Source organism: Streptomyces sp. L2, from assembly GCF_004124325.1.
Taxonomy (GTDB): Bacteria; Actinomycetota; Actinomycetes; order Streptomycetales; family Streptomycetaceae; genus Streptomyces.
The window spans coordinates 3,159,415-3,178,107 of record NZ_QBDT01000001.1 but is presented as its reverse complement, the minus strand read 5'-3'; the positions used below and the strand labels follow the sequence as shown (position 1 = coordinate 3,178,107).

The following is an 18,693-nucleotide window of genomic DNA, read 5'->3' as shown; positions in this document are numbered from 1 at the left end:
GCCTTAGGACATGGGACTCGAAGAAAAACTGCCGAGCGGATTCCTGCTGACCACCGTCGAGCAGGCCGCGGGCTGGGTGCGCAAGGCGTCCGTCTTCCCGGCCACGTTCGGCCTCGCCTGCTGCGCCATCGAGATGATGACGACCGGCGCCGGCCGCTATGACCTCGCGCGCTTCGGCATGGAGGTCTTCCGCGGCTCGCCGCGCCAGGCCGACCTGATGATCGTCGCCGGCCGGGTCAGCCAGAAGATGGCGCCGGTGCTGCGGCAGGTCTACGACCAGATGCCCAACCCGAAGTGGGTGATCTCCATGGGCGTCTGCGCCTCCTCGGGCGGCATGTTCAACAACTACGCCATCGTCCAGGGCGTCGACCACATCGTCCCCGTCGACATCTACCTGCCCGGCTGCCCGCCCCGCCCCGAGATGCTGATGGACGCGATCCTCAAGCTCCACCAGAAGATCCAGTCCTCCAAGCTCGGCGTGAACGCGGCGGAAGCCGCCCGCGAGGCGGAGGAGGCGGCGCTCAAGGCCCTGCCCACGATCGAGATGAAGGGGCTGCTGCGGTGAGCGACGGAAACGGCACCAACGGCACAGGCGGGTCGAACGGGGTGAACCCCGAGAAGGACCTCTCCGCCTCCAACCTCCCCGGACAGCGCGGCCAGGGCGGCGAGGAGATCCGCGTCCAGCGCGGCATGTTCGGCACCGCGGGCGGCGGCGACACCTCCGGCTACGGCGGCCTGGTCCGCTCGGTCCGGCTCCCCGGCCCGGCCACCCGCCCCTACGGCGGCTGGTTCGACGAGGTCGCCGACGAACTGGAGGGCGCCCTGGAGGAACAGGGACTCCTGCCCGGCAACGCCCTCGAGAAGACGGTCGTCGATCGCGACGAGATCACCTTCCACGTCGAACGCGAACACCTCGTCCGCGTCGCCCGCACCCTGCGCGACGACCCGGCCCTGCGCTTCGAGCTGTGCACCGGCGTCAGCGGCGTCCACTACCCGAACGACAAGGGCCGCGAGCTGCACGCCGTCTACCACCTGCGCTCGATCACCCACAACCGGCTGATCCGCCTCGAAGTCAGCGCCCCCGACAGCGACCGGCGTATCCCGTCCCTGGTCTCCGTGTATCCCACCAACGACTGGCACGAACGCGAGACCTACGACTTCTTCGGGATCGTCTTCGACGGCCACCCGGCCCTGACGCGGATCATGATGCCGGACGACTGGCAGGGCCACCCGCAGCGCAAGGACTACCCCCTCGGCGGCATCCCCGTCGAGTACAAGGGCGCCCAGATCCCGGCTCCGGACCAGCGGAGGTCGTACTCGTGAGCAGCACACACCCGTCGTCCGCCTCCGCGCGGGAGACCACCGAGGGCACCGTGTACACGGTCACCGGTGGCGACTGGGACGAGGTCGTCCAGTCCGCGGCCCGCGCCGACGACGAACGCGTCGTCGTCAACATGGGTCCCCAGCACCCGTCCACCCATGGAGTGCTCCGGCTCATCCTGGAGATCGAGGGCGAGACGGTCACCGAGGCCCGCTGCGGCATCGGCTACCTCCACACCGGCATCGAGAAGAACCTCGAATACCGGACCTGGACGCAGGGCACCACGTTCGTGACGCGCATGGACTACCTGACGTCCTTCTTCAACGAGACCGCCTACTGTCTCGCCGTCGAGAAGCTCCTCGGCATCGAGGACGAGATCCCCGAGCGCGCGAAGATCATCCGGGTGCTCCTGATGGAGCTGAACCGGCTCTCCTCCCACCTGGTGTGCATCGCCACCGGCGGCATGGAACTCGGCGCCACCACGATCATGATCTACGGATTCCGTGACCGTGAAATGATCCTCGACATCTACGAGCTGGTCACCGGCCTGCGCATGAACCACGCGTACATCCGGCCCGGCGGACTCGCCCAGGACCTGCCGCCCGGCGCGGTGGACCAGATCCGCGAGTTCGTGAAGAAGATGAACAAGAACCTCCCGGAGTACGACGCGCTCGCCACCGGGAATCCCATCTTCAAGGCCCGCATGCAGGACATCGGCTACCTCGACCTGGCCGGCTGCATGGCCCTCGGCGCCACCGGCCCGATCCTGCGCGCCACCGGCCTGCCGCACGACCTCCGCAAGACCCAGCCGTACTGCGACTACGAGACGTACGACTTCGACATCCCCACCGCCGACACCTGCGACGCCTACGGCCGCTTCCTGATCCGCCTGGAGGAGATGCGCCAGTCGCTCAGGATCGTCGAGCAGTGCCTGGACCGGCTGCAGCCCGGCCCCGTCATGGTCGCCGACAAGAAGATCGCCTGGCCCGCACAGCTCGCCCTGGGCCCGGACGGACTCGGCAACTCCCTCGACCACATCAAGAAGATCATGGGCACTTCCATGGAGTCCCTGATCCACCACTTCAAGCTGGTCACCGAGGGCTTCCGGGTCCCGCCGGGACAGGCCTACGCGGCCGTCGAGTCACCCAAGGGCGAACTCGGTGTGCACGCGGTCTCCGACGGCGGCACCCGCCCCTACCGGGTCCACTTCCGCGACCCGTCCTTCACCAACCTGCAAGCCATGGCGGCGATGTGCGAGGGCGGCCAGGTCGCCGACGTGATCGTCGCCGTGGCGTCCATCGACCCCGTGATGGGAGGCGTCGACCGGTGACCACCTCTTCTTCGGAGCGGGGCGTCAGCCTGGGCATGCCCGAACTGCCCGCGCCCGCCTACCCGGACGACGTCCGGGCCCGCCTGGAGGCGGACGCGCGCGAGGTCATCGCGCGCTACCCGGACTCCCGGTCCGCCCTGCTGCCGCTGCTCCACCTCGTGCAGGCCGAGGAAGGGCACGTCACGCGCACCGGCATGAAGTTCTGCGCGGACATGCTCGACCTCACCACCGCCGAGGTCACCGCCGTCGCCACCTTCTACAGCATGTACCGGCGCCGGCCCTCCGGTGACTACCAGGTCGGCGTGTGCACCAACACCCTCTGCGCGGTGATGGGCGGCGACGCGATCTTCGAGACCCTCCAGGAACACCTGGGCGTCGGCAACGGCGAGACCACCGACGACGGCCTGGTCACCCTGGAGCACATCGAGTGCAACGCCGCCTGCGACTACGCGCCCGTCGTGATGGTGAACTGGGAGTTCTTCGACAACCAGACACCCGGCAGCGCCAAGCGCCTGGTCGACGACCTGCGCGCGGGACGGCCCGTGGAGCCCACGCGCGGCGCCCGCCTGTGCACCTTCAAGGAGACCGCGCGGATCCTGGCCGGCTTCCCCGACGAGCGGCCCGGGGCCGTCGAGGAGAGCGGCAGTGCGGGACCCGCGTCGCTGGTGGGCCTCCGCCTGGCCAGGGGAGAGGCCGCACCCGCGCGCGTGGTCCATCCACGCGACGGCGGTCCGCACGAAGGCGGTCCGCATGACGCCGGGGCGCACGACGCACCGCGGGACGAGGTGCCCGAGCCGTCGCCGGCCGAACACCCCAGCTCTCATGACGCGCCGCAGGACACCTCGGCCTCCGACCCGGCTCATCCGGCAGGGCCTACCGCCGAGGAGGGGGAGTGATGACCGTGGCACCCGAACTGAAGGACACGAGCCCCGAGAAGCTGCTCGCACCCGTGCTGTCGGCCTTCTGGGACGAGGACCGGGCCTGGTCTCTGGACGTCTACCGGAGGCACGAAGGGTACGAGGGACTCCGCAAGGCGCTCGCCATGTCACCGGACGACCTGATCGCGTACGTCAAGGACTCCGGTCTGCGCGGCCGCGGCGGCGCGGGGTTCCCGACGGGAATGAAGTGGCAGTTCATTCCCCAGGGTGATGGAAAACCGCACTATCTAGTTGTCAACGCCGACGAATCGGAGCCCGGGACCTGCAAGGACATCCCGCTCCTCTTCGCGAACCCGCACAGCCTCATCGAGGGCATTGTGATCGCGTGTTACGCCATCAGGTCGTCGCATGCCTTCATCTATCTGCGTGGCGAAGTCGTCCCCGTTCTGCGGCGGTTGCACGAGGCCGTGCGCGAGGCCTACGAGGCGGGCTACCTCGGCGAGAACATCCTGGGCAGCGGACTCGACCTCGAACTCACCGTGCACGCGGGTGCGGGCGCGTACATCTGCGGTGAGGAGACCGCACTGCTCGACTCGCTCGAAGGCCGCCGTGGTCAACCGCGGCTGCGTCCCCCCTTCCCTGCGGTGGAAGGCCTCTACGCCTGTCCGACTGTGGTGAATAACGTCGAATCGATCGCGTCAGTTCCCGCAATCCTGAAAAACGGGAAAGACTGGTTCAGATCGATGGGCAGCGAGAAGTCTCCCGGCTTCACGCTGTACTCGCTCAGCGGCCACGTCGCCGGCCCCGGCCAGTACGAGGCGCCCCTCGGCATCACACTCCGTCAGCTCCTCGACATGAGCGGCGGGATGCGCCCCGGCCACCGGCTGAAGTTCTGGACGCCCGGCGGCTCCTCGACCCCGATGTTCACCGACGAACACCTCGACGTCCCCCTCGACTACGAGGGAGTCGGCGCCGCCGGTTCCATGCTCGGCACGAAGGCCCTGCAGTGCTTCGACGAGACGACCTGCGTGGTGCGGGCGGTGACCCGCTGGACCGAGTTCTACGCCCACGAGTCCTGCGGCAAGTGCACACCCTGCCGCGAGGGGACGTACTGGCTGGTGCAGCTGATGCGGGACATCGAAGCCGGCAAGGGCAGCATGTCCGACCTCGACAAGCTGAACGACATCGCCGACAACATCAACGGCAAGTCCTTCTGCGCCCTCGGTGACGGCGCCGCCTCACCGATCTTCTCCTCGCTGCAGTACTTCCGCGAGGAGTATGAGCAGCACATCACGGGCCGGGGCTGCCCCTTCGACCCGGCGAAGTCGACGGCCTGGGCGGACCGCCCGGAGGTGAACGCATGACCGTGACCACGAGTGCTCCCACCGGAGGGGGAGAGGCGGCGGTCCCGCCGGAGGACCTCGTCACGCTGACCATCGACGGCATCGAACTCAGCGTGCCCAAGGGCACCCTGGTCATCCGCGCCGCCGAACAGCTCGGCATCGAGATCCCCCGCTTCTGCGACCACCCCCTCCTGGACCCCGCCGGCGCCTGCCGGCAGTGCATCGTCGAGGTCGAGGGCCAGCGCAAGCCGATGGCGTCCTGCACGATCACCTGCACCGACGGCATGGTCGTCAAGACCCACCTCACCTCGCCGGTCGCCGAGAAGGCCCAGAAGGGGGTGATGGAACTCCTCCTCATCAACCACCCCCTCGACTGCCCGGTCTGCGACAAGGGCGGCGAGTGCCCCCTGCAGAACCAGGCCATGTCGCACGGAAACGCCGAGTCCCGCTTCGAGGGCAAGAAGCGGACCTACGAGAAGCCTGTGCCGATCTCCACGCAGGTCCTGCTCGACCGCGAGCGGTGCGTGCTGTGCGCCCGCTGCACCCGCTTCTCCAACCAGGTCGCCGGCGACCCGATGATCGAACTGATCGAACGGGGCGCCCTCCAGCAGGTCGGCACCGGCGAGGGCGACCCCTTCGAGTCGTACTTCTCCGGCAACACCATCCAGATCTGCCCGGTCGGCGCGCTGACCTCGGCGGCCTACCGGTTCCGCTCCCGCCCGTTCGACCTGATCTCCTCGCCGTCCGTGTGCGAGCACTGCGCGGGCGGCTGCGCCACCCGCACCGACCACCGGCGCGGCAAGGTCATGCGGCGGCTCGCCGCCGACGACCCCGAGGTCAACGAGGAGTGGATCTGCGACAAGGGACGCTTCGCGTTCCGGTACGCCCAGCTCAAGGACCGCCTCGAAACCCCGCTCGTGCGCAACGCCGAGGGCGTCCTCGAACCCGCCTCCTGGCCGGAAGCCCTCGAAGCGGCCGCGCGCGGGCTGACCGCCGCCCGCTCCCGCGCCGGCGTCCTCACCGGAGGCCGACTCACCGTCGAGGACGCCTACGCGTACAGCAAGTTCGCACGCGTGGCCCTCGACACCAACGACATCGACTTCCGCGCGCGCGTGCACAGCGGAGAGGAAGCCGACTTCCTGGCGTCCCGCGTGGCCGGCCGCGGCCGTGACCTCGACGGTACGGGCGTCACGTACACCTCCCTGGAGAAGGCGCCCGCCGTCCTGCTCGTCGGCTTCGAGTCGGAGGAGGAGGCACCTGGCGTCTTCCTGCGGCTGCGCAAGGCCTGGCGCAAACGCAAACAGCGCGTCTTCGCGCTGGCCACGCACGCCACCCGGGGCCTCCAGAAGGCGGGCGGCACCCTCCTTCCGGCCGCCCCCGGCACCGAGACCGAATGGCTGGACGCCCTCGCGAGCGGCGTCGGCCTGGAGGAGCCCGGCGCACAGGCCGCCGAGGCGCTGCGCACCCAGGGCGCCGTGATCGTCGTAGGAGAGCGGCTGGCCGCGGTCGCCGGCGGACTGACCGCCGCCGCACGCGCCGCCACCGCGACCGGCGCCCAGCTCGTCTGGATCCCCAGGCGGGCCGGGGAGCGCGGCGCCGCCGAGGCGGGCGCACTGCCGTCGCTGCTGCCCGGCGGCCGCCCGGCCACCGACCCGCGCGCGCGGGAGGAGGTCGCCGCCGCCTGGGGGCTGGCCGAACTGCCGCTGCGCTACGGCCGCGACACCCACCAGATCGTCGAGGCCGCCGCCACCGGCGAAATCTCGGCCCTCGTGGTCGCCGGCGTCGAGGTCGCCGACCTGCCCGACCCGGCACGCGCGCGTGAAGCGCTCGACAGCGTCGGCTTCCTGGTGTCACTGGAACTGCGGCCCAGCGAGGTCACCGACCGCGCCGACGTCGTCCTGCCGGTCGCCGCGGTCCCCGAGAAGGCAGGCACCTTCCTCAACTGGGAGGGCAGGGTCCGCTTCTTCGAGGCCACCCTGAAGCCCGACCAGATGACCCGCCGCCTCTCCCCGTCCGACGGCCGCGTGCTGCAGATGCTCGCCGACGCCATGGACGTCCATCTGGGGTTGCCGGACCTGCGCACCACGCGCGCGGAGATCGACCGGCTCGGCGCCTGGGACGGCCCGCGCGCCACCGAACCCATGGAGACCGTGGGCGCGCTGCCCCGTCCGGCCGCCGGCGAGGCCGTACTCGCCGGGCACCGGCTGCTCCTGGACCACGGCGTCCTGCAGGAGGGCGACGAAGCGCTCGCCGGCACCCGGCACGCCGCACGCGCACGCGTGTCCGCCGCGACGGCCGCCGAGGTGGGCGTCGAGGACGGCGGCCTCCTGGCCGTCACCGGTCAGGCCGGCACCGTCGAACTCCCCCTGCTGGTCACCGAGATGCCCGACCGGGTGGTGTGGCTCCCGCTGAACTCCGTCGGCGCGGGCGTCGCCTCCGGCACCGGAGCGGTGCCCGGCTCCCTCGTCCGTATCGGCCCGGCGGCGCCCGCCGACAAGGCCCCCAAGGAGGTGGAGGCATGAGCCCGTACCTCGCCGCTGAAGACCTCTCGATGTTCGGCAGCGACCCCTGGTGGCTGGTCGTCATCAAGGCGGTGTTCTGCTTCGCCTTCCTGATGGTGACCGTCCTGTTCTCCATCGTCTGGGAACGCAAGGTCGTCGCCTGGATGCAGCTGCGCGTCGGCCCCAACCGGCACGGCCCCTGGGGCATGCTCCAGTCGCTCGCCGACGGCGTGAAACTGATGCTCAAGGAAGACCTCATCGTCAAACGCGCGGACAAGGTGGTCTACGTCCTCGCACCGATCGTCGCGGCCATCCCGGCGTTCATGGCGATCGCGGTGATCCCGTTCGGCCCGGCCGGCAACGAGATCTCGATCTTCGGTCACCGCACCGCGATGCAGCTGACCGATCTGCCGATCGCGATGCTCTACATCCTCGCGGTCGCCTCCGTCGGCATCTACGGCATCGTCCTGGCGGGTTGGAGTTCTGGATCCACCTACCCCCTGCTCGGCGGCCTGCGTTCCTGCGCGCAGATGATCTCGTACGAGATCGCCATGGGTGCCGCGTTCGCTTCGGTGTTCCTGTACTCGGGGTCGATGTCGACGTCCACGATCGTCGCCCAGCAGCACGACCGCTGGTACATCCTGCTGCTGCCGGTGTCCTTCATCCTCTACATCGTCACGATGGTCGGCGAGACCAACCGCGCCCCCTTCGACATGCCGGAGTCCGAGGGCGACCTGGTCGGCGGATTCAACACCGAGTACTCGTCGATCAAGTTCGCGATGTTCATGCTCGCCGAGTACGTCAACATGGTGACCGTCTCGGCCGTGTCGACGACCCTGTTCCTCGGCGGATGGCGCGCCCCGTGGCCGATCAGCACCTTCTGGGAGGGCGCGAACCACGGCTGGTGGCCGCTGCTGTGGTTCGTCATCAAGGTCCAGTTGCTGCTGTTCTTCTTCATCTGGCTGCGCGGCACCCTGCCCCGCGTCCGCTACGACCAGCTGATGAAGCTCGGCTGGAAGGTCCTCATCCCGGTCTCCGTGACGTGGCTGATGCTGGTCGCGACCGTGCGGGTCCTGCGCAACGAGAACTACGACTTCGCCGACATCGCCCTCTACGTGGGCGGCGCGGTGCTCGCCCTGCTGCTGCTCTCCTTCGTCGCCGACATGTTCCGCGAGAAGGCGAAGCCGGCCGAGCAGCCCGCCGCCGAACAGGCCGGGTTCGACCCGCTGGCCGGCGGGTTCCCCGTACCGCCGCTGCCCGGTCAGGAGCCGCCGCCCGTCCCGAGGCGCCGCTCGCACCGGGAGCGGGAGCTGATTGTCAGTGGTGGGCCGGACACTGTCAGTGACGGATCGACGGATGGAAAGGAGGCGTCCGATGGCTGAGGAGCCCAAGGAGACCAAACCCGGTTTCCTGAACCCCGTGGCCGGCTTCGGCGTGACCTTCAAGGCCATGTTCAAGAAGCGGCTGACCGAGCAGTACCCGGAGCAGAAGAAGACAACGGCTCCGCGGTTCCACGGACGGCACCAGCTCAACCGCCACCCGGACGGCCTGGAGAAGTGCGTCGGCTGCGAACTGTGCGCCTGGGCCTGCCCCGCCGACGCCATCTATGTGGAGGGCGCCGACAACACCGACGAGGAGCGCTACTCGCCGGGCGAGCGGTACGGCCGCGTCTACCAGATCAACTACGCCCGCTGCATCCTGTGCGGCCTGTGCATCGAGGCGTGCCCCACGCGCGCGTTGACGATGACCAACGAGTTCGAGCTGGCCGACTCCAGTCGCGCGGACCTCATCTACACCAAGGAGCAGCTGCTCGCCGGTCTCGAGGAGGGCATGGTCGACACGCCGCACTCGATCTTCCCGGGAACCGATGAACAGGACTACTACCGGGGTCTGGTGACGGAGGCCGCGCCGGGCACCGTACGGCAGGTCGCCCACTCCAAGGGCGAGGTCGTCCAGGAGGGCGACTCCACCTTCGGCGGGACCGAACCGGCGTCGGAGAAGGTGATCGGCCGATGACCGCGCAACTCGCCGCCTACACCACCTCCACCGGTGAGGCCTTCCAGTTCTGGGTCCTCGGCTCGGTCGCGGTGATCGGCGCCCTGTGCACCGTCTTCATGAGGAAGGCCGTGCACAGCGCGCTGTGCCTCGCCGGAACCATGATCATCCTGGCGGTGTTCTACCTCGCCAACGGCGCCTACTTCCTCGGGATCGTGCAGATCGTCGTCTACACCGGCGCGATCATGATGCTGTTCCTCTTCGTGGTGATGCTCGTCGGCGTGACGGCCGCGGACTCGCTGAAGGAGACCATCAAGGGCCAGCGCTGGTTGGCCCTTCTCTGCGGGGTCGGTTTCGGCGTCCTGCTGTTCGCCGGCATCGCCAACGCCTCCCTGAAGGACTTCGACGGCACCGGCCAGGCCAACGCGCACGGCAACGTGGAGGGCCTCGCGACCCTCATCTTCACCAAGTACGTGTACGCGTTCGAACTCACCGGCGCCCTGCTGATCACGGCCGCCGTCGGTGCCATGGTGCTCACCCACCGCGAGCGCACCGAGCGCGCCAAGACCCAGCGCGAACTGTCCGAGCAGCGCATCCGCGAGGGCAAGCACGTACCGCCGCTGCCGGCCCCCGGCGTCTACGCCCGGCACAACGCGGTGGACATCGCGGGCCTGCTGCCCGACGGCACCCCGTCCGAGCTGACCGTCAACAAGACGCTGCGGGAACGCGGCCAGATCCGCGACGTGTCCGCCGAGGCGCTGAACGACCTGCGGTCGCTGGAACAGCGCGCCGAGGAGCGCCTGGAACGCACGGCGATCGAACCGGCGAACACCAAGCGGGCCGAGGAGGCGTCGAAGTGAACCCGGTCTACTACCTGTATCTCGCGGCTCTGTTGTTCACCATCGGCGCGACGGGGGTGCTGATCAGACGGAACGCGATCGTCGTGTTCATGTGCATCGAGCTGATGCTCAACGCGTGCAACCTCGCGTTCGTCGTCTTCTCCCGGATGCACGGCAACCTCGACGGCCAGATCATCGCCTTCTTCACGATGGTCGTCGCCGCCGCGGAGGTCGTGGTGGGTCTCGCGATCATCGTGTCGCTGTTCCGTACCCGCCACTCGGCCTCGGTCGACGACGCCAGCCTGATGAAGCTGTAAGGGGTCGGAAGAATCGTGGACAACCTGATCGCGCTGCTCATCGCGGCGCCCCTGCTCGGAGCGGCCGTCCTCCTGGTCGGCGGCCGGCGCCTCGACGCCGTCGGCCACTGGATCGGCACACTGCTGTCGGCCGCCTCCTTCGTGATCGGCCTGATCCTCTTCGCCGACCTGCTCGGCAAGGGCGCCGACCACCGCACCCTGATCCAGCACCTGTTCAGCTGGGTCCCGGTGGCCGGCTTCCAGGCCGACGTCACCTTCCGCCTCGACCAGCTGTCGATGACGTTCGTGCTGCTGATCACCGGCGTCGGCTCACTGATCCACCTCTACTCGGTCGGGTACATGGCGCACGACGAGCGGCGCCGCCGCTTCTTCGGCTACCTGAACCTGTTCCTCGCGGCGATGCTCCTGCTGGTCCTCGCCGACAACTACCTGCTGCTGTACATGGGCTGGGAGGGCGTCGGTCTCGCCTCCTACCTGCTGATCGGCTTCTGGCAGCACAAGCCCAGCGCGGCCACCGCCGCCAAGAAGGCGTTCCTCGTCAACCGCGTCGGCGACATGGGCCTGTCGATCGCGATCATGCTGATGTTCGCCACCTTCGGCGGCTTCGCCTTCGGCCCGGTCCTCACCCACGCCGGTGACGCCTCCGAGGGCAAGCTCACCGCGATCGCGCTGATGCTGCTGCTGGCCGCCTGCGGCAAGTCCGCCCAGGTGCCGCTGCAGTCCTGGCTCGGCGACGCCATGGAGGGCCCGACCCCGGTCTCGGCCCTGATCCACGCGGCGACGATGGTGACCGCCGGCGTCTACCTGATCGTCCGCTCCGGGGCCATCTTCAACGCCGCGCCGGACGCCCAACTGGCCGTCACGGTCGTCGGCGCGGTCACGCTCCTGTTCGGTGCGATCGTCGGTTGCGCGAAGGACGACATCAAGAAGGCGCTGGCCGGCTCGACCATGTCGCAGATCGGCTACATGGTGCTGGCCGCGGGCCTCGGCCCCATCGGCTACGTCTTCGCGATCATGCACCTGGTGACGCACGGCTTCTTCAAGGCCGGCCTGTTCCTCGGCGCCGGTTCCGTCATGCACGGCATGAACGACGAGGTCGACATGCGCCGCTACGGCGGTCTGCGCAAGTACATGCCGGTCACCTTCGTCACCTTCGGCCTCGGCTACCTCGCCATTATCGGCTTCCCCGGCCTGTCGGGCTTCTTCTCCAAGGACAAGATCATCGAGGCGGCCTTCGCGAAGGGCGGCACCGAGGGCTGGATCCTCGGCGGCGCGGCCCTGCTGGGCGCGGCCATCACCGCCTTCTACATGACGCGCGTGATGCTGATGACGTTCTTCGGAGAGGAGCGTTGGAAAAACCAACCCACTCGCTCCCCGGAGGCGCCGAGCGCCGAGCCGGCCGCCGAACACCAGGGAGAGCACGCCGAGCCGCATCCGCACGAGTCCCCGAAGGTCATGACGATCCCGATGATCCTGCTGGCCGTCGGATCGGTCTTCGCGGGTGGCTTCTTCAGCATCGGCGACCGCTTCCTGCACTGGCTGGAGCCCGTCACCGGCCACAGTGAGGGTGACTCCCCGATCAGCGCCGGCGTCGTCACCGGCGCCACGATGGCCTGCCTGGTCGTCGGCGTCGCCATCGCCTGGGCGCAGTACGGCCGCAAGCCCGTCCCGGCGGTCGCCCCGCGCGGCTCGCTACTCACCCGCGCGGCCCGGCGCGACCTCCTCCAGGACGACTTCAACCACGTCGTCCTGGTGCGTGGCGGCGAGCACCTGACGCGCTCCCTGGTCTACGTCGACCACACCCTGGTCGACGGCGTCGTCAACGGCACGGCGGCCGGCTTCGGAGGCATGTCCGGGCGGCTGCGCCGCCTCCAGAACGGCTTCGCCCGCTCCTACGCGGTCTCGATGTTCGGCGGTGCGGCACTCCTGGTCGCCGCGACCCTGCTGATGAGGGCGGTCTGATACCGATGTCCTTTCCTCTGCTGACAGTGACGGCGGCGCTCCCGGCCGTCGGGGCGGTCGCCACGGCGGCCGTACCGGCCGCGCGGCGCACCGCCGCCAAATGGCTGGCCCTGCTGGTGTCGCTTGCCACGCTCGCCCTGGCGATCGTCGTCCTGGTCCGCTTCGACCCGGGCGGCGCCCGCTACCAGCTCACCGAGTCGCACGCCTGGATCAGCGACTTCGGTGTGCGCTACGAACTGGGCGTCGACGGCATCGGGGCGGTACTGGTCGCGCTGACCGCGCTGCTGATCCCGTTCATCATCCTGGCCGGCTGGCACGACGCTGACCCTGAGGAGACCGGAAACAGGCGTTGGCGGCCGACACAGGGCTACTTCGCACTCATTCTTGCCGTCGAGGCGATGGTGGTCATCTCCTTCGAGGCCACCGACGTCTTCCTCTTCTACGTCTTCTTCGAAGCCATGCTCATCCCGATGTACTTCCTCATCGGCGGCTTCGGCGACCGTGCCCACGGCTCGTATCGATATGCCGCTACCGCGGCGCGGGGCGACGAGACGGCCGCCACGCAGCGGTCGTACGCAGCCGTGAAGTTCCTGCTGTACAACCTGGTCGGCGGCCTGATCATGCTGGCCGCCGTGATCGGCCTCTACGTGGTCGCCGGAAGCTTCAGCCTCCAGGACATCGCGCAGGCACGCGCGAGTGGCTCGCTGCACATGGCGACGAGCACCGAACGCTGGCTTTTCCTCGGCTTCTTCTTCGCCTTCGCGGTGAAGGCGCCCCTGTGGCCGCTGCACACCTGGCTGCCCAACGCCATGCAGGAGTCCACCGCCCCGGTCGCCGTCCTGATCACCGCGGTCGTCGACAAGGTGGGCACGTTCGCGATGCTCCGCTTCTGTCTGCAGCTGTTCCCCGGGGCCAGCAAGTGGGCGACGCCCGTCATCCTGGTCCTGGCCGTCATCAGCATCATCTACGGCGCGCTGCTCGCCGTCGGCCAGCGGGACATCAAGCGCCTGATCGCCTACGCGTCGATCTCGCACTTCGGCTTCATCATCATGGGCATCTTCGCGATGACCAGCCAGGGCCAGTCGGGTGCCACGCTCTACATGGTCAACCACGGCATCTCCACCGCCGCGCTGCTGCTGGTCGTCGGCTTCCTGATCTCCCGGCGCGGCTCGCGGCTCATCGCCGACTACGGCGGTGTGCAGAAGGTCGCCCCGGTACTCGCCGGCACCTTCCTGATCGGCGGCCTGGCGACCCTCTCGCTGCCGGGACTGGCGCCGTTCGTCAGTGAGTTCCTCGTCCTGGTCGGCACGTTCACGCGTTACCCGGTCATCGGCATCATCGCCACCTTCGCCATCGTGCTCGCCGCGCTCTACGTCCTCGTCCTGTACCAGCGGACGATGACCGGACCGGTGAAGCCGGCGGTCTCGGGGATGTCCGACCTCCGCGCGCGTGAGCTGGTGGTCGTCACCCCGCTGATCGTGCTGCTGGTCTTCCTGGGCGTCTACCCGAAGCCGGTCACGGACATCGTCAACCCGGCGGTCAAGCACACCATGTCCGACGTACACAAGAAGGATCCCAAGCCCGCGGTGGAGGCGGCCAAGTGAGCGCAGTTGCCGTCCACAGCCTGTGGACAACAGCGGCCGACCCGATCGCGAAGATCGGCGCGCCGAAGATCGAATACGGTCAGTTGTCGCCGACCCTGATCGTCGTCGGCGCGGCGCTGGTCGGCGTGCTGGTCGAGGCGTTCGTCCCGCGCAAGTCCCGCTACTACGCCCAGCTGTTCGTGTCCGCCGTCTCCCTGTGCGCGGCGTTCGCGGCGGTGATCGCGCTGGCCGCCGACGGATACGGCACCACGAAGGCGCACATCGCGGCCATGGGCGCGATCGCGGTCGACGGCCCGTCGCTGTTCCTGCAGGGCACGATTCTGCTGACCGGTCTCGTCGCCCTGTTCACCTTCGCGGAGCGGCGCCTGGACCCGGAGACGCACGGCAACCGGGTCGACTCCTTCGCCGCACAGGCCGCAGCCGTCCCCGGCGGCGACAGCGAGAAGGCCGCCGTGAAGGCCGGGTTCACCACGACAGAGGTGTTCCCGCTGCTGCTGTTCGCGGTCGCCGGCATGCTGGTGTTCCCCTCGGCCAACGACCTGCTGACACTGTTCGTGGCCCTGGAGGTGTTCTCGCTCCCGCTGTACCTGCTGTGCGCGCTGGCCCGCCGCAAGCGGCTCATGTCGCAGGAGGCCGCGGTCAAGTACTTCCTGCTGGGCGCGTTCGCCTCGGCGTTCACCCTCTTCGGCATCGCGCTCCTGTACGGCTACTCGGGTTCGGTGACGTACGCGCGCATCGCGCAGGTCGTCGACGGCACGGTCACCAACGTCGATCCGGCGCTGGCCAACACCATGGGCAACGACGCGCTGCTGCTGATCGGCGCCGCCATGATCGTGATGGGCCTGCTGTTCAAGGTGGCCGCGGTCCCGTTCCACATGTGGACGCCCGACGTCTACCAGGGCGCTCCGACCCCCGTGACCGGCTTCATGGCAGCGGCGACGAAGGTCGCGGCGTTCGGCGCGCTGCTGCGGCTGCTCTACGTCGTCCTGCCCGGGATGCGCTGGGACTGGCGGCCGGTGATGTGGGCGGTGGCGATCATCACCATGCTGGGCGGCGCGATCGTCGCCATCACGCAGACCGACATCAAGCGGCTGCTGGCGTACTCGTCGGTCGCCCACGCGGGATTCATCCTCGCGGGTGTCATCGCGACCACGAAGGACGGCGTGTCGTCCGTGCTGTTCTACCTGGCGGCGTACTCGTTCGTGACGGTCGGCGCGTTCGCCGTGGTCACGCTGGTCCGCGACGCTGGCGGCGAGGCGACCCACCTGTCCAAGTGGGCGGGGCTCGGCCGCCGTTCCCCGCTGGTCGCGGCGGTGTTCGCGGTGTTCCTGCTGGCCTTCGCCGGTATTCCGCTGACCTCCGGTTTCGCCGGGAAGTTCGCCGTCTTCAAGGCGGCCGCGGGCGGCGGTGCCGTCCCGCTGGTCGTCATCGGTGTGATCTCCTCGGCGATCGCCGCGTTCTTCTACATCCGCGTCATCGTGCTGATGTTCTTCAGCGAACCGAAGGCCGACGGCCCGACCGTGGCCGTTCCGTCGCCGCTGACCATGGCGGCGATCGGCGTGGGCGTGGCCGTCACCGTGGTGCTCGGCGTCGCGCCGCAGTACTTCCTGGACCTGGCCAACCAGGCGGGCGTGTTCGTGCGCTGACCCGGCCGGTACGGCCGTACGGCCCCGGTTCCTCCCGGTGAGGAACCGGGGCCGTCGCGTGCGCGGGGACCCGGAGAGCCCTAGGACATGGAGGACGAGGTCGAGGCGGGGCACTTCACGTCCGGGTTCCACTGGTCGAACATGCCGTTCGGGTTCTTCTTGTAGAGCCAGACGTGCAGGTCGTAGTGGCGCGGCATGCCGGGATAGTGGCCGGGCATGGGGCCGGCGAAGTCGTGTCCGAAGAGGCTGGGACGCTTCTGGTCCTTGCCGGTGACCGGGACGACCCACTCCACGCCGACGAGCCGCCGCTTGCCGTCGGCGCCCTGCTCGTAGAGGAGCCCGCCGGGCTTCTTCGGGTCGAGGGAGCCGTAGTGGGACGGGTTGAAGTAGTGGAAGCCCATGCCGCCCTGGGGGCGGGCCAGACACAGATGGGCCTCGTACCCGTCCGCGGTCGCGAGCGGCAGATAGCGGTACTGGGACGTCGCCGCGTACGCCTCGGCCAGCTGCTCGTCGACGGACATGGACGGGGCGGAAGCGCGCGGGCCGGCGTCGGCGGTGGTGTGCGCGGACGCCGAGACGGGCACGGCGAGCGCCGAGACCAGGGCGAGGGCGGCAGCGGCGAGGCGAGCGATCATGAGGTGGGGCTCCTTGGGACGGTCGGCACGGGAAAAGGGCGGGGACGCGGGGAGAAGCGCGGGCCAGGGGGAAAGGCGGCCGGGCCCCGCTCCGACCCGCTCCAGCAGCCTGTCCCCGGCGGCAGGAGGCGGCTATCCGGGAGGGTCCAATGGGTTGATATGACAAGTGAGGGTCGCCTGTGGACAGTGGTCCGCCGCTGTCGGTGCGGACGCCTATCGTGGACGCAGTGGTCGAGGGACGACGCGAGGGACGACGTACGGGGGACAGGACGATGCGCGGGACAGGCGGGATCAGCGAGATGCCAGGGGCGACAGGACTGCCGGACGCGGCCGAGAGCGAGGCGCTGGCCACGCTGCACCGGGTCTTCGGATACGAGGCCTTCCGCGGCGAGCAGCAAGCCGTCATCGAGCATGTGGTCGCGGGCGGAGACGCCCTTGTCCTCATGCCGACCGGCGGCGGCAAGTCGCTCTGCTACCAGATCCCGGCCCTGGTCAGACCCGGCACAGGTGTCGTGGTCTCACCGCTGATCGCGCTGATGCAGGACCAGGTGGACGCCCTGCGGGCGCTCGGCGTGCGGGCCGGGTTCATGAACTCCACGCAGGACTTCGACGAGCGGCGCATGGTCGAGGCGGAGTTCCTGGCAGGCGAACTGGACCTGCTGTACCTGGCTCCGGAGCGGCTGCGCCTGGACGCCACGCTCGACCTGCTCTCGCGCGGCAAGATCTCCGTCTTCGCCATCGACGAGGCGCACTGCGTGTCCCAGTGGGGCCACGACTTCCGTCCCGACTACCTCGCCCTGTCCCTCCTCGGCGAACGCTGGCCGGACGTCCCCCGGATCGCGCTCACGGCGACAGCCACCCGAGCCACCCACGAGGAGATCACCCAGCGGCTGGGCCTGCCCTCGGCCCGTCACTTCGTGGCCAGCTTCGACCGGCCCAACATCCAGTACCGGATCGTGCCCAAGGCCGACCCCAAGAAGCAGCTGCTGTCGTTCCTCCGGGAGGAGCACGCGGGCGACGCCGGCATCGTGTACTGCCTCTCCCGCAACTCCGTGGAGCGCACCGCCGAGTTCCTGACCGCCAACGGCATCGAGGCGGTGCCGTACCACGCGGGCCTGGACGCCGGCACGCGCGCCGCGCACCAGTCCCGGTTCCTGCGGGAGGACGGCCTGGTCGTGGTGGCGACCATCGCCTTCGGCATGGGCATCGACAAGCCGGACGTCCGCTTCGTCGCCCACACGGACCTGCCCAAGTCCATCGAGGGCTACTACCAGGAGACGGGCCGCGCCGGCCGGGACGGCCTGCCCTCCACGGCCTGGATGGCGTACGGGCTGAACGACGTCATACAGCAGCGCAAGCTGATCCAGTCCGGCGAGGGCGACGAGGCGTTCCGCCGCCGGGCCACGGCCCACCTGGACGCCATGCTCGCGCTGTGCGAGACCGCCCAGTGCCGCCGCGGCCAGCTGCTGGCCTACTTCGGCCAGGAGCCGGACCCGGCGGGCTGCGGCAACTGCGACACCTGCCTCACCCCGCCGGAGACCTGGGACGGCACCGTCGCCGCGCAGAAGATCCTCTCGACGGTCGTCCGGCTCCAGCGGGAGCGCGGGCAGAAGTTCGGAGCCCTGCAGATCGTCGACATCCTGCTCGGCAAGCGCACCGCCAAGGTGATCCAGTTCGACCACGACCAGCTGTCCGTCTTCGGCATCGGCAGCGACCTCGGCGAGGGCGAATGGCGCGGCGCCGTCCGCCAGCTCCTGGCCCAGGGGCTCCTCGCGGTGGAAGGTGACTACGGCACGCTGGTCCTCACCGAGACCAGCGGTTCGGTGCTGCGCGCCGAGCGTGAGGTACTGCTGCGCAAGGAGCCCAAGAAGCCGTCGGGCTCCCGGTCGGGCGGCTCGTCCGGTTCCTCCGGGCGGGGCGCGGGCAAGGCCCGGGCCGTCGCGGCCGAGCTGTCCGCCGAGTTGCTCCCCGCCTTCGAGGCGCTGCGCGCCTGGCGCGCCGAGCAGGCACGCGAACAGGGCGTCCCGGCGTATGTCATCTTCCACGACGCCACCCTGCGGGAGATCGTCACCCGGTGGCCGGCTTCGGTGCGGGAGCTGGGCACGGTCGGTGGCGTCGGCGAGAAGAAACTCGCGACCTACGGCGAGGGAGTGCTGGCGGTGCTGGCCGCCCTGAACGAGTCCGGTGCGGCAGCCGGGGCGTCCCCGGAGCCGGCCCGGTCGGCCGAGGCGGACGACTGGCCCGAGCCGGCGGACGAGCCGGAACCCGACGACTGGATATAGCCCGGATCCGGACGCGGCCAGATCCGGCCGACCGTGCCGT

Annotated in this window: 15 protein-coding genes; 14 read left to right on the top strand and 1 reads right to left on the bottom strand. The window is 69.5% G+C overall.

The features are described 5' to 3' along the window. Positions 1-10 precede the first annotated feature (10 nt). The 13 genes from DBP14_RS13580 to nuoN are packed head-to-tail and all read left to right on the top strand — an operon-like array spanning position 11 to position 15,736. On the top strand, positions 11-565 hold the full coding sequence (locus DBP14_RS13580; RefSeq protein WP_129307482.1) for an NADH-quinone oxidoreductase subunit B: 555 nt from the start codon (positions 11-13) through the stop codon (positions 563-565). Further along, a complete protein-coding gene (locus DBP14_RS13575; protein ID WP_129307481.1) occupies positions 562-1,323 on the top strand; it encodes an NADH-quinone oxidoreductase subunit C in 762 nt (253 codons plus the stop codon). The genes DBP14_RS13580 and DBP14_RS13575 overlap by 4 nt, the downstream gene beginning before the upstream one ends. Then, entirely contained in the window at positions 1,320-2,651 is a 1,332-nt protein-coding gene (locus DBP14_RS13570; protein ID WP_129307480.1) for an NADH-quinone oxidoreductase subunit D, read from the top strand. The genes DBP14_RS13575 and DBP14_RS13570 overlap by 4 nt, the downstream gene beginning before the upstream one ends. Then, positions 2,648-3,547: an NADH-quinone oxidoreductase subunit NuoE gene (nuoE, locus tag DBP14_RS13565; protein WP_129307479.1), complete on the top strand. Its 900-nt coding sequence runs from the start codon at positions 2,648-2,650 to the stop codon at positions 3,545-3,547. The genes DBP14_RS13570 and nuoE overlap by 4 nt, the downstream gene beginning before the upstream one ends. Further along, a complete protein-coding gene (gene nuoF, locus DBP14_RS13560; protein ID WP_206739263.1) occupies positions 3,544-4,893 on the top strand; it encodes an NADH-quinone oxidoreductase subunit NuoF in 1,350 nt (449 codons plus the stop codon). The genes nuoE and nuoF overlap by 4 nt, the downstream gene beginning before the upstream one ends. Continuing rightward, positions 4,890-7,394 carry an NADH-quinone oxidoreductase subunit G gene (locus DBP14_RS13555; RefSeq protein ID WP_129307477.1) on the top strand — a complete coding sequence of 835 codons (2,505 nt, stop codon included), beginning with the start codon at positions 4,890-4,892 and terminating at the stop codon, positions 7,392-7,394. Before nuoF ends, DBP14_RS13555 begins: the two co-directional genes overlap by 4 nt. Next, a complete protein-coding gene (gene nuoH / locus DBP14_RS13550; RefSeq protein ID WP_129307476.1) occupies positions 7,391-8,755 on the top strand; it encodes an NADH-quinone oxidoreductase subunit NuoH in 1,365 nt (454 codons plus the stop codon). The genes DBP14_RS13555 and nuoH overlap by 4 nt, the downstream gene beginning before the upstream one ends. Beyond that, positions 8,748-9,389, top strand: coding sequence for an NADH-quinone oxidoreductase subunit NuoI (nuoI, locus tag DBP14_RS13545; RefSeq protein ID WP_129307475.1), 642 nt, complete (start codon positions 8,748-8,750; stop codon positions 9,387-9,389). Before nuoH ends, nuoI begins: the two co-directional genes overlap by 8 nt. Further along, positions 9,386-10,228: an NADH-quinone oxidoreductase subunit J gene (locus DBP14_RS13540; protein WP_129307474.1), complete on the top strand. Its 843-nt coding sequence runs from the start codon at positions 9,386-9,388 to the stop codon at positions 10,226-10,228. Before nuoI ends, DBP14_RS13540 begins: the two co-directional genes overlap by 4 nt. Continuing rightward, positions 10,225-10,524 carry an NADH-quinone oxidoreductase subunit NuoK gene (gene nuoK, locus DBP14_RS13535; protein WP_046726439.1) on the top strand — a complete coding sequence of 100 codons (300 nt, stop codon included), beginning with the start codon at positions 10,225-10,227 and terminating at the stop codon, positions 10,522-10,524. The genes DBP14_RS13540 and nuoK overlap by 4 nt, the downstream gene beginning before the upstream one ends. Before the next feature lie 15 nt (positions 10,525-10,539). Then, positions 10,540-12,486 (top strand): NADH-quinone oxidoreductase subunit L, encoded by a 1,947-nt coding sequence (gene nuoL, locus DBP14_RS13530; RefSeq protein ID WP_129307473.1) that lies wholly within the window; start codon positions 10,540-10,542, stop codon positions 12,484-12,486. Positions 12,487-12,491: 5 nt separating this feature from the next. Beyond that, a complete protein-coding gene (locus DBP14_RS13525) occupies positions 12,492-14,090 on the top strand; it encodes an NADH-quinone oxidoreductase subunit M (protein WP_129307472.1) in 1,599 nt (532 codons plus the stop codon). Continuing rightward, the gene (gene nuoN / locus DBP14_RS13520) at positions 14,087-15,736 is read left to right on the top strand and encodes an NADH-quinone oxidoreductase subunit NuoN (RefSeq protein WP_129307471.1); all 1,650 of its coding nucleotides are present in this window, start codon (positions 14,087-14,089) and stop codon (positions 15,734-15,736) included. Before DBP14_RS13525 ends, nuoN begins: the two co-directional genes overlap by 4 nt. 80 nt (positions 15,737-15,816) lie before the next feature. Here the strand turns inward: nuoN and DBP14_RS13515 are convergent, their stop codons facing one another. Further along, positions 15,817-16,371: a hypothetical protein gene (locus tag DBP14_RS13515; protein WP_129307470.1), complete on the bottom strand. Its 555-nt coding sequence runs from the start codon at positions 16,369-16,371 to the stop codon at positions 15,817-15,819. 299 nt (positions 16,372-16,670) lie between these two features. Between DBP14_RS13515 and recQ the strand changes: the two genes are divergently transcribed. Further along, entirely contained in the window at positions 16,671-18,653 is a 1,983-nt protein-coding gene (gene recQ, locus DBP14_RS13510) for a DNA helicase RecQ (protein ID WP_129307469.1), read from the top strand. The last annotated feature ends 40 nt before the right edge of the window (positions 18,654-18,693 follow it).

Coding starts and splice junctions, on each gene's coding strand:
- nuoI (WP_129307475.1), top strand. CDS start 8,748: ATGGCTGAGGAGCCCAAGGAGACCAAACCCGGTTTCCTGAACCCCGTG.
- nuoH (WP_129307476.1), top strand. CDS start 7,391: ATGAGCCCGTACCTCGCCGCTGAAGACCTCTCGATGTTCGGCAGCGAC.
- DBP14_RS13515 (WP_129307470.1), bottom strand. CDS start 16,371: ATGATCGCTCGCCTCGCCGCTGCCGCCCTCGCCCTGGTCTCGGCGCTC.
- DBP14_RS13525 (WP_129307472.1), top strand. CDS start 12,492: ATGTCCTTTCCTCTGCTGACAGTGACGGCGGCGCTCCCGGCCGTCGGG.
- DBP14_RS13540 (WP_129307474.1), top strand. CDS start 9,386: ATGACCGCGCAACTCGCCGCCTACACCACCTCCACCGGTGAGGCCTTC.
- DBP14_RS13555 (WP_129307477.1), top strand. CDS start 4,890: ATGACCGTGACCACGAGTGCTCCCACCGGAGGGGGAGAGGCGGCGGTC.
- recQ (WP_129307469.1), top strand. CDS start 16,671: ATGCCAGGGGCGACAGGACTGCCGGACGCGGCCGAGAGCGAGGCGCTG.
- DBP14_RS13580 (WP_129307482.1), top strand. CDS start 11: ATGGGACTCGAAGAAAAACTGCCGAGCGGATTCCTGCTGACCACCGTC.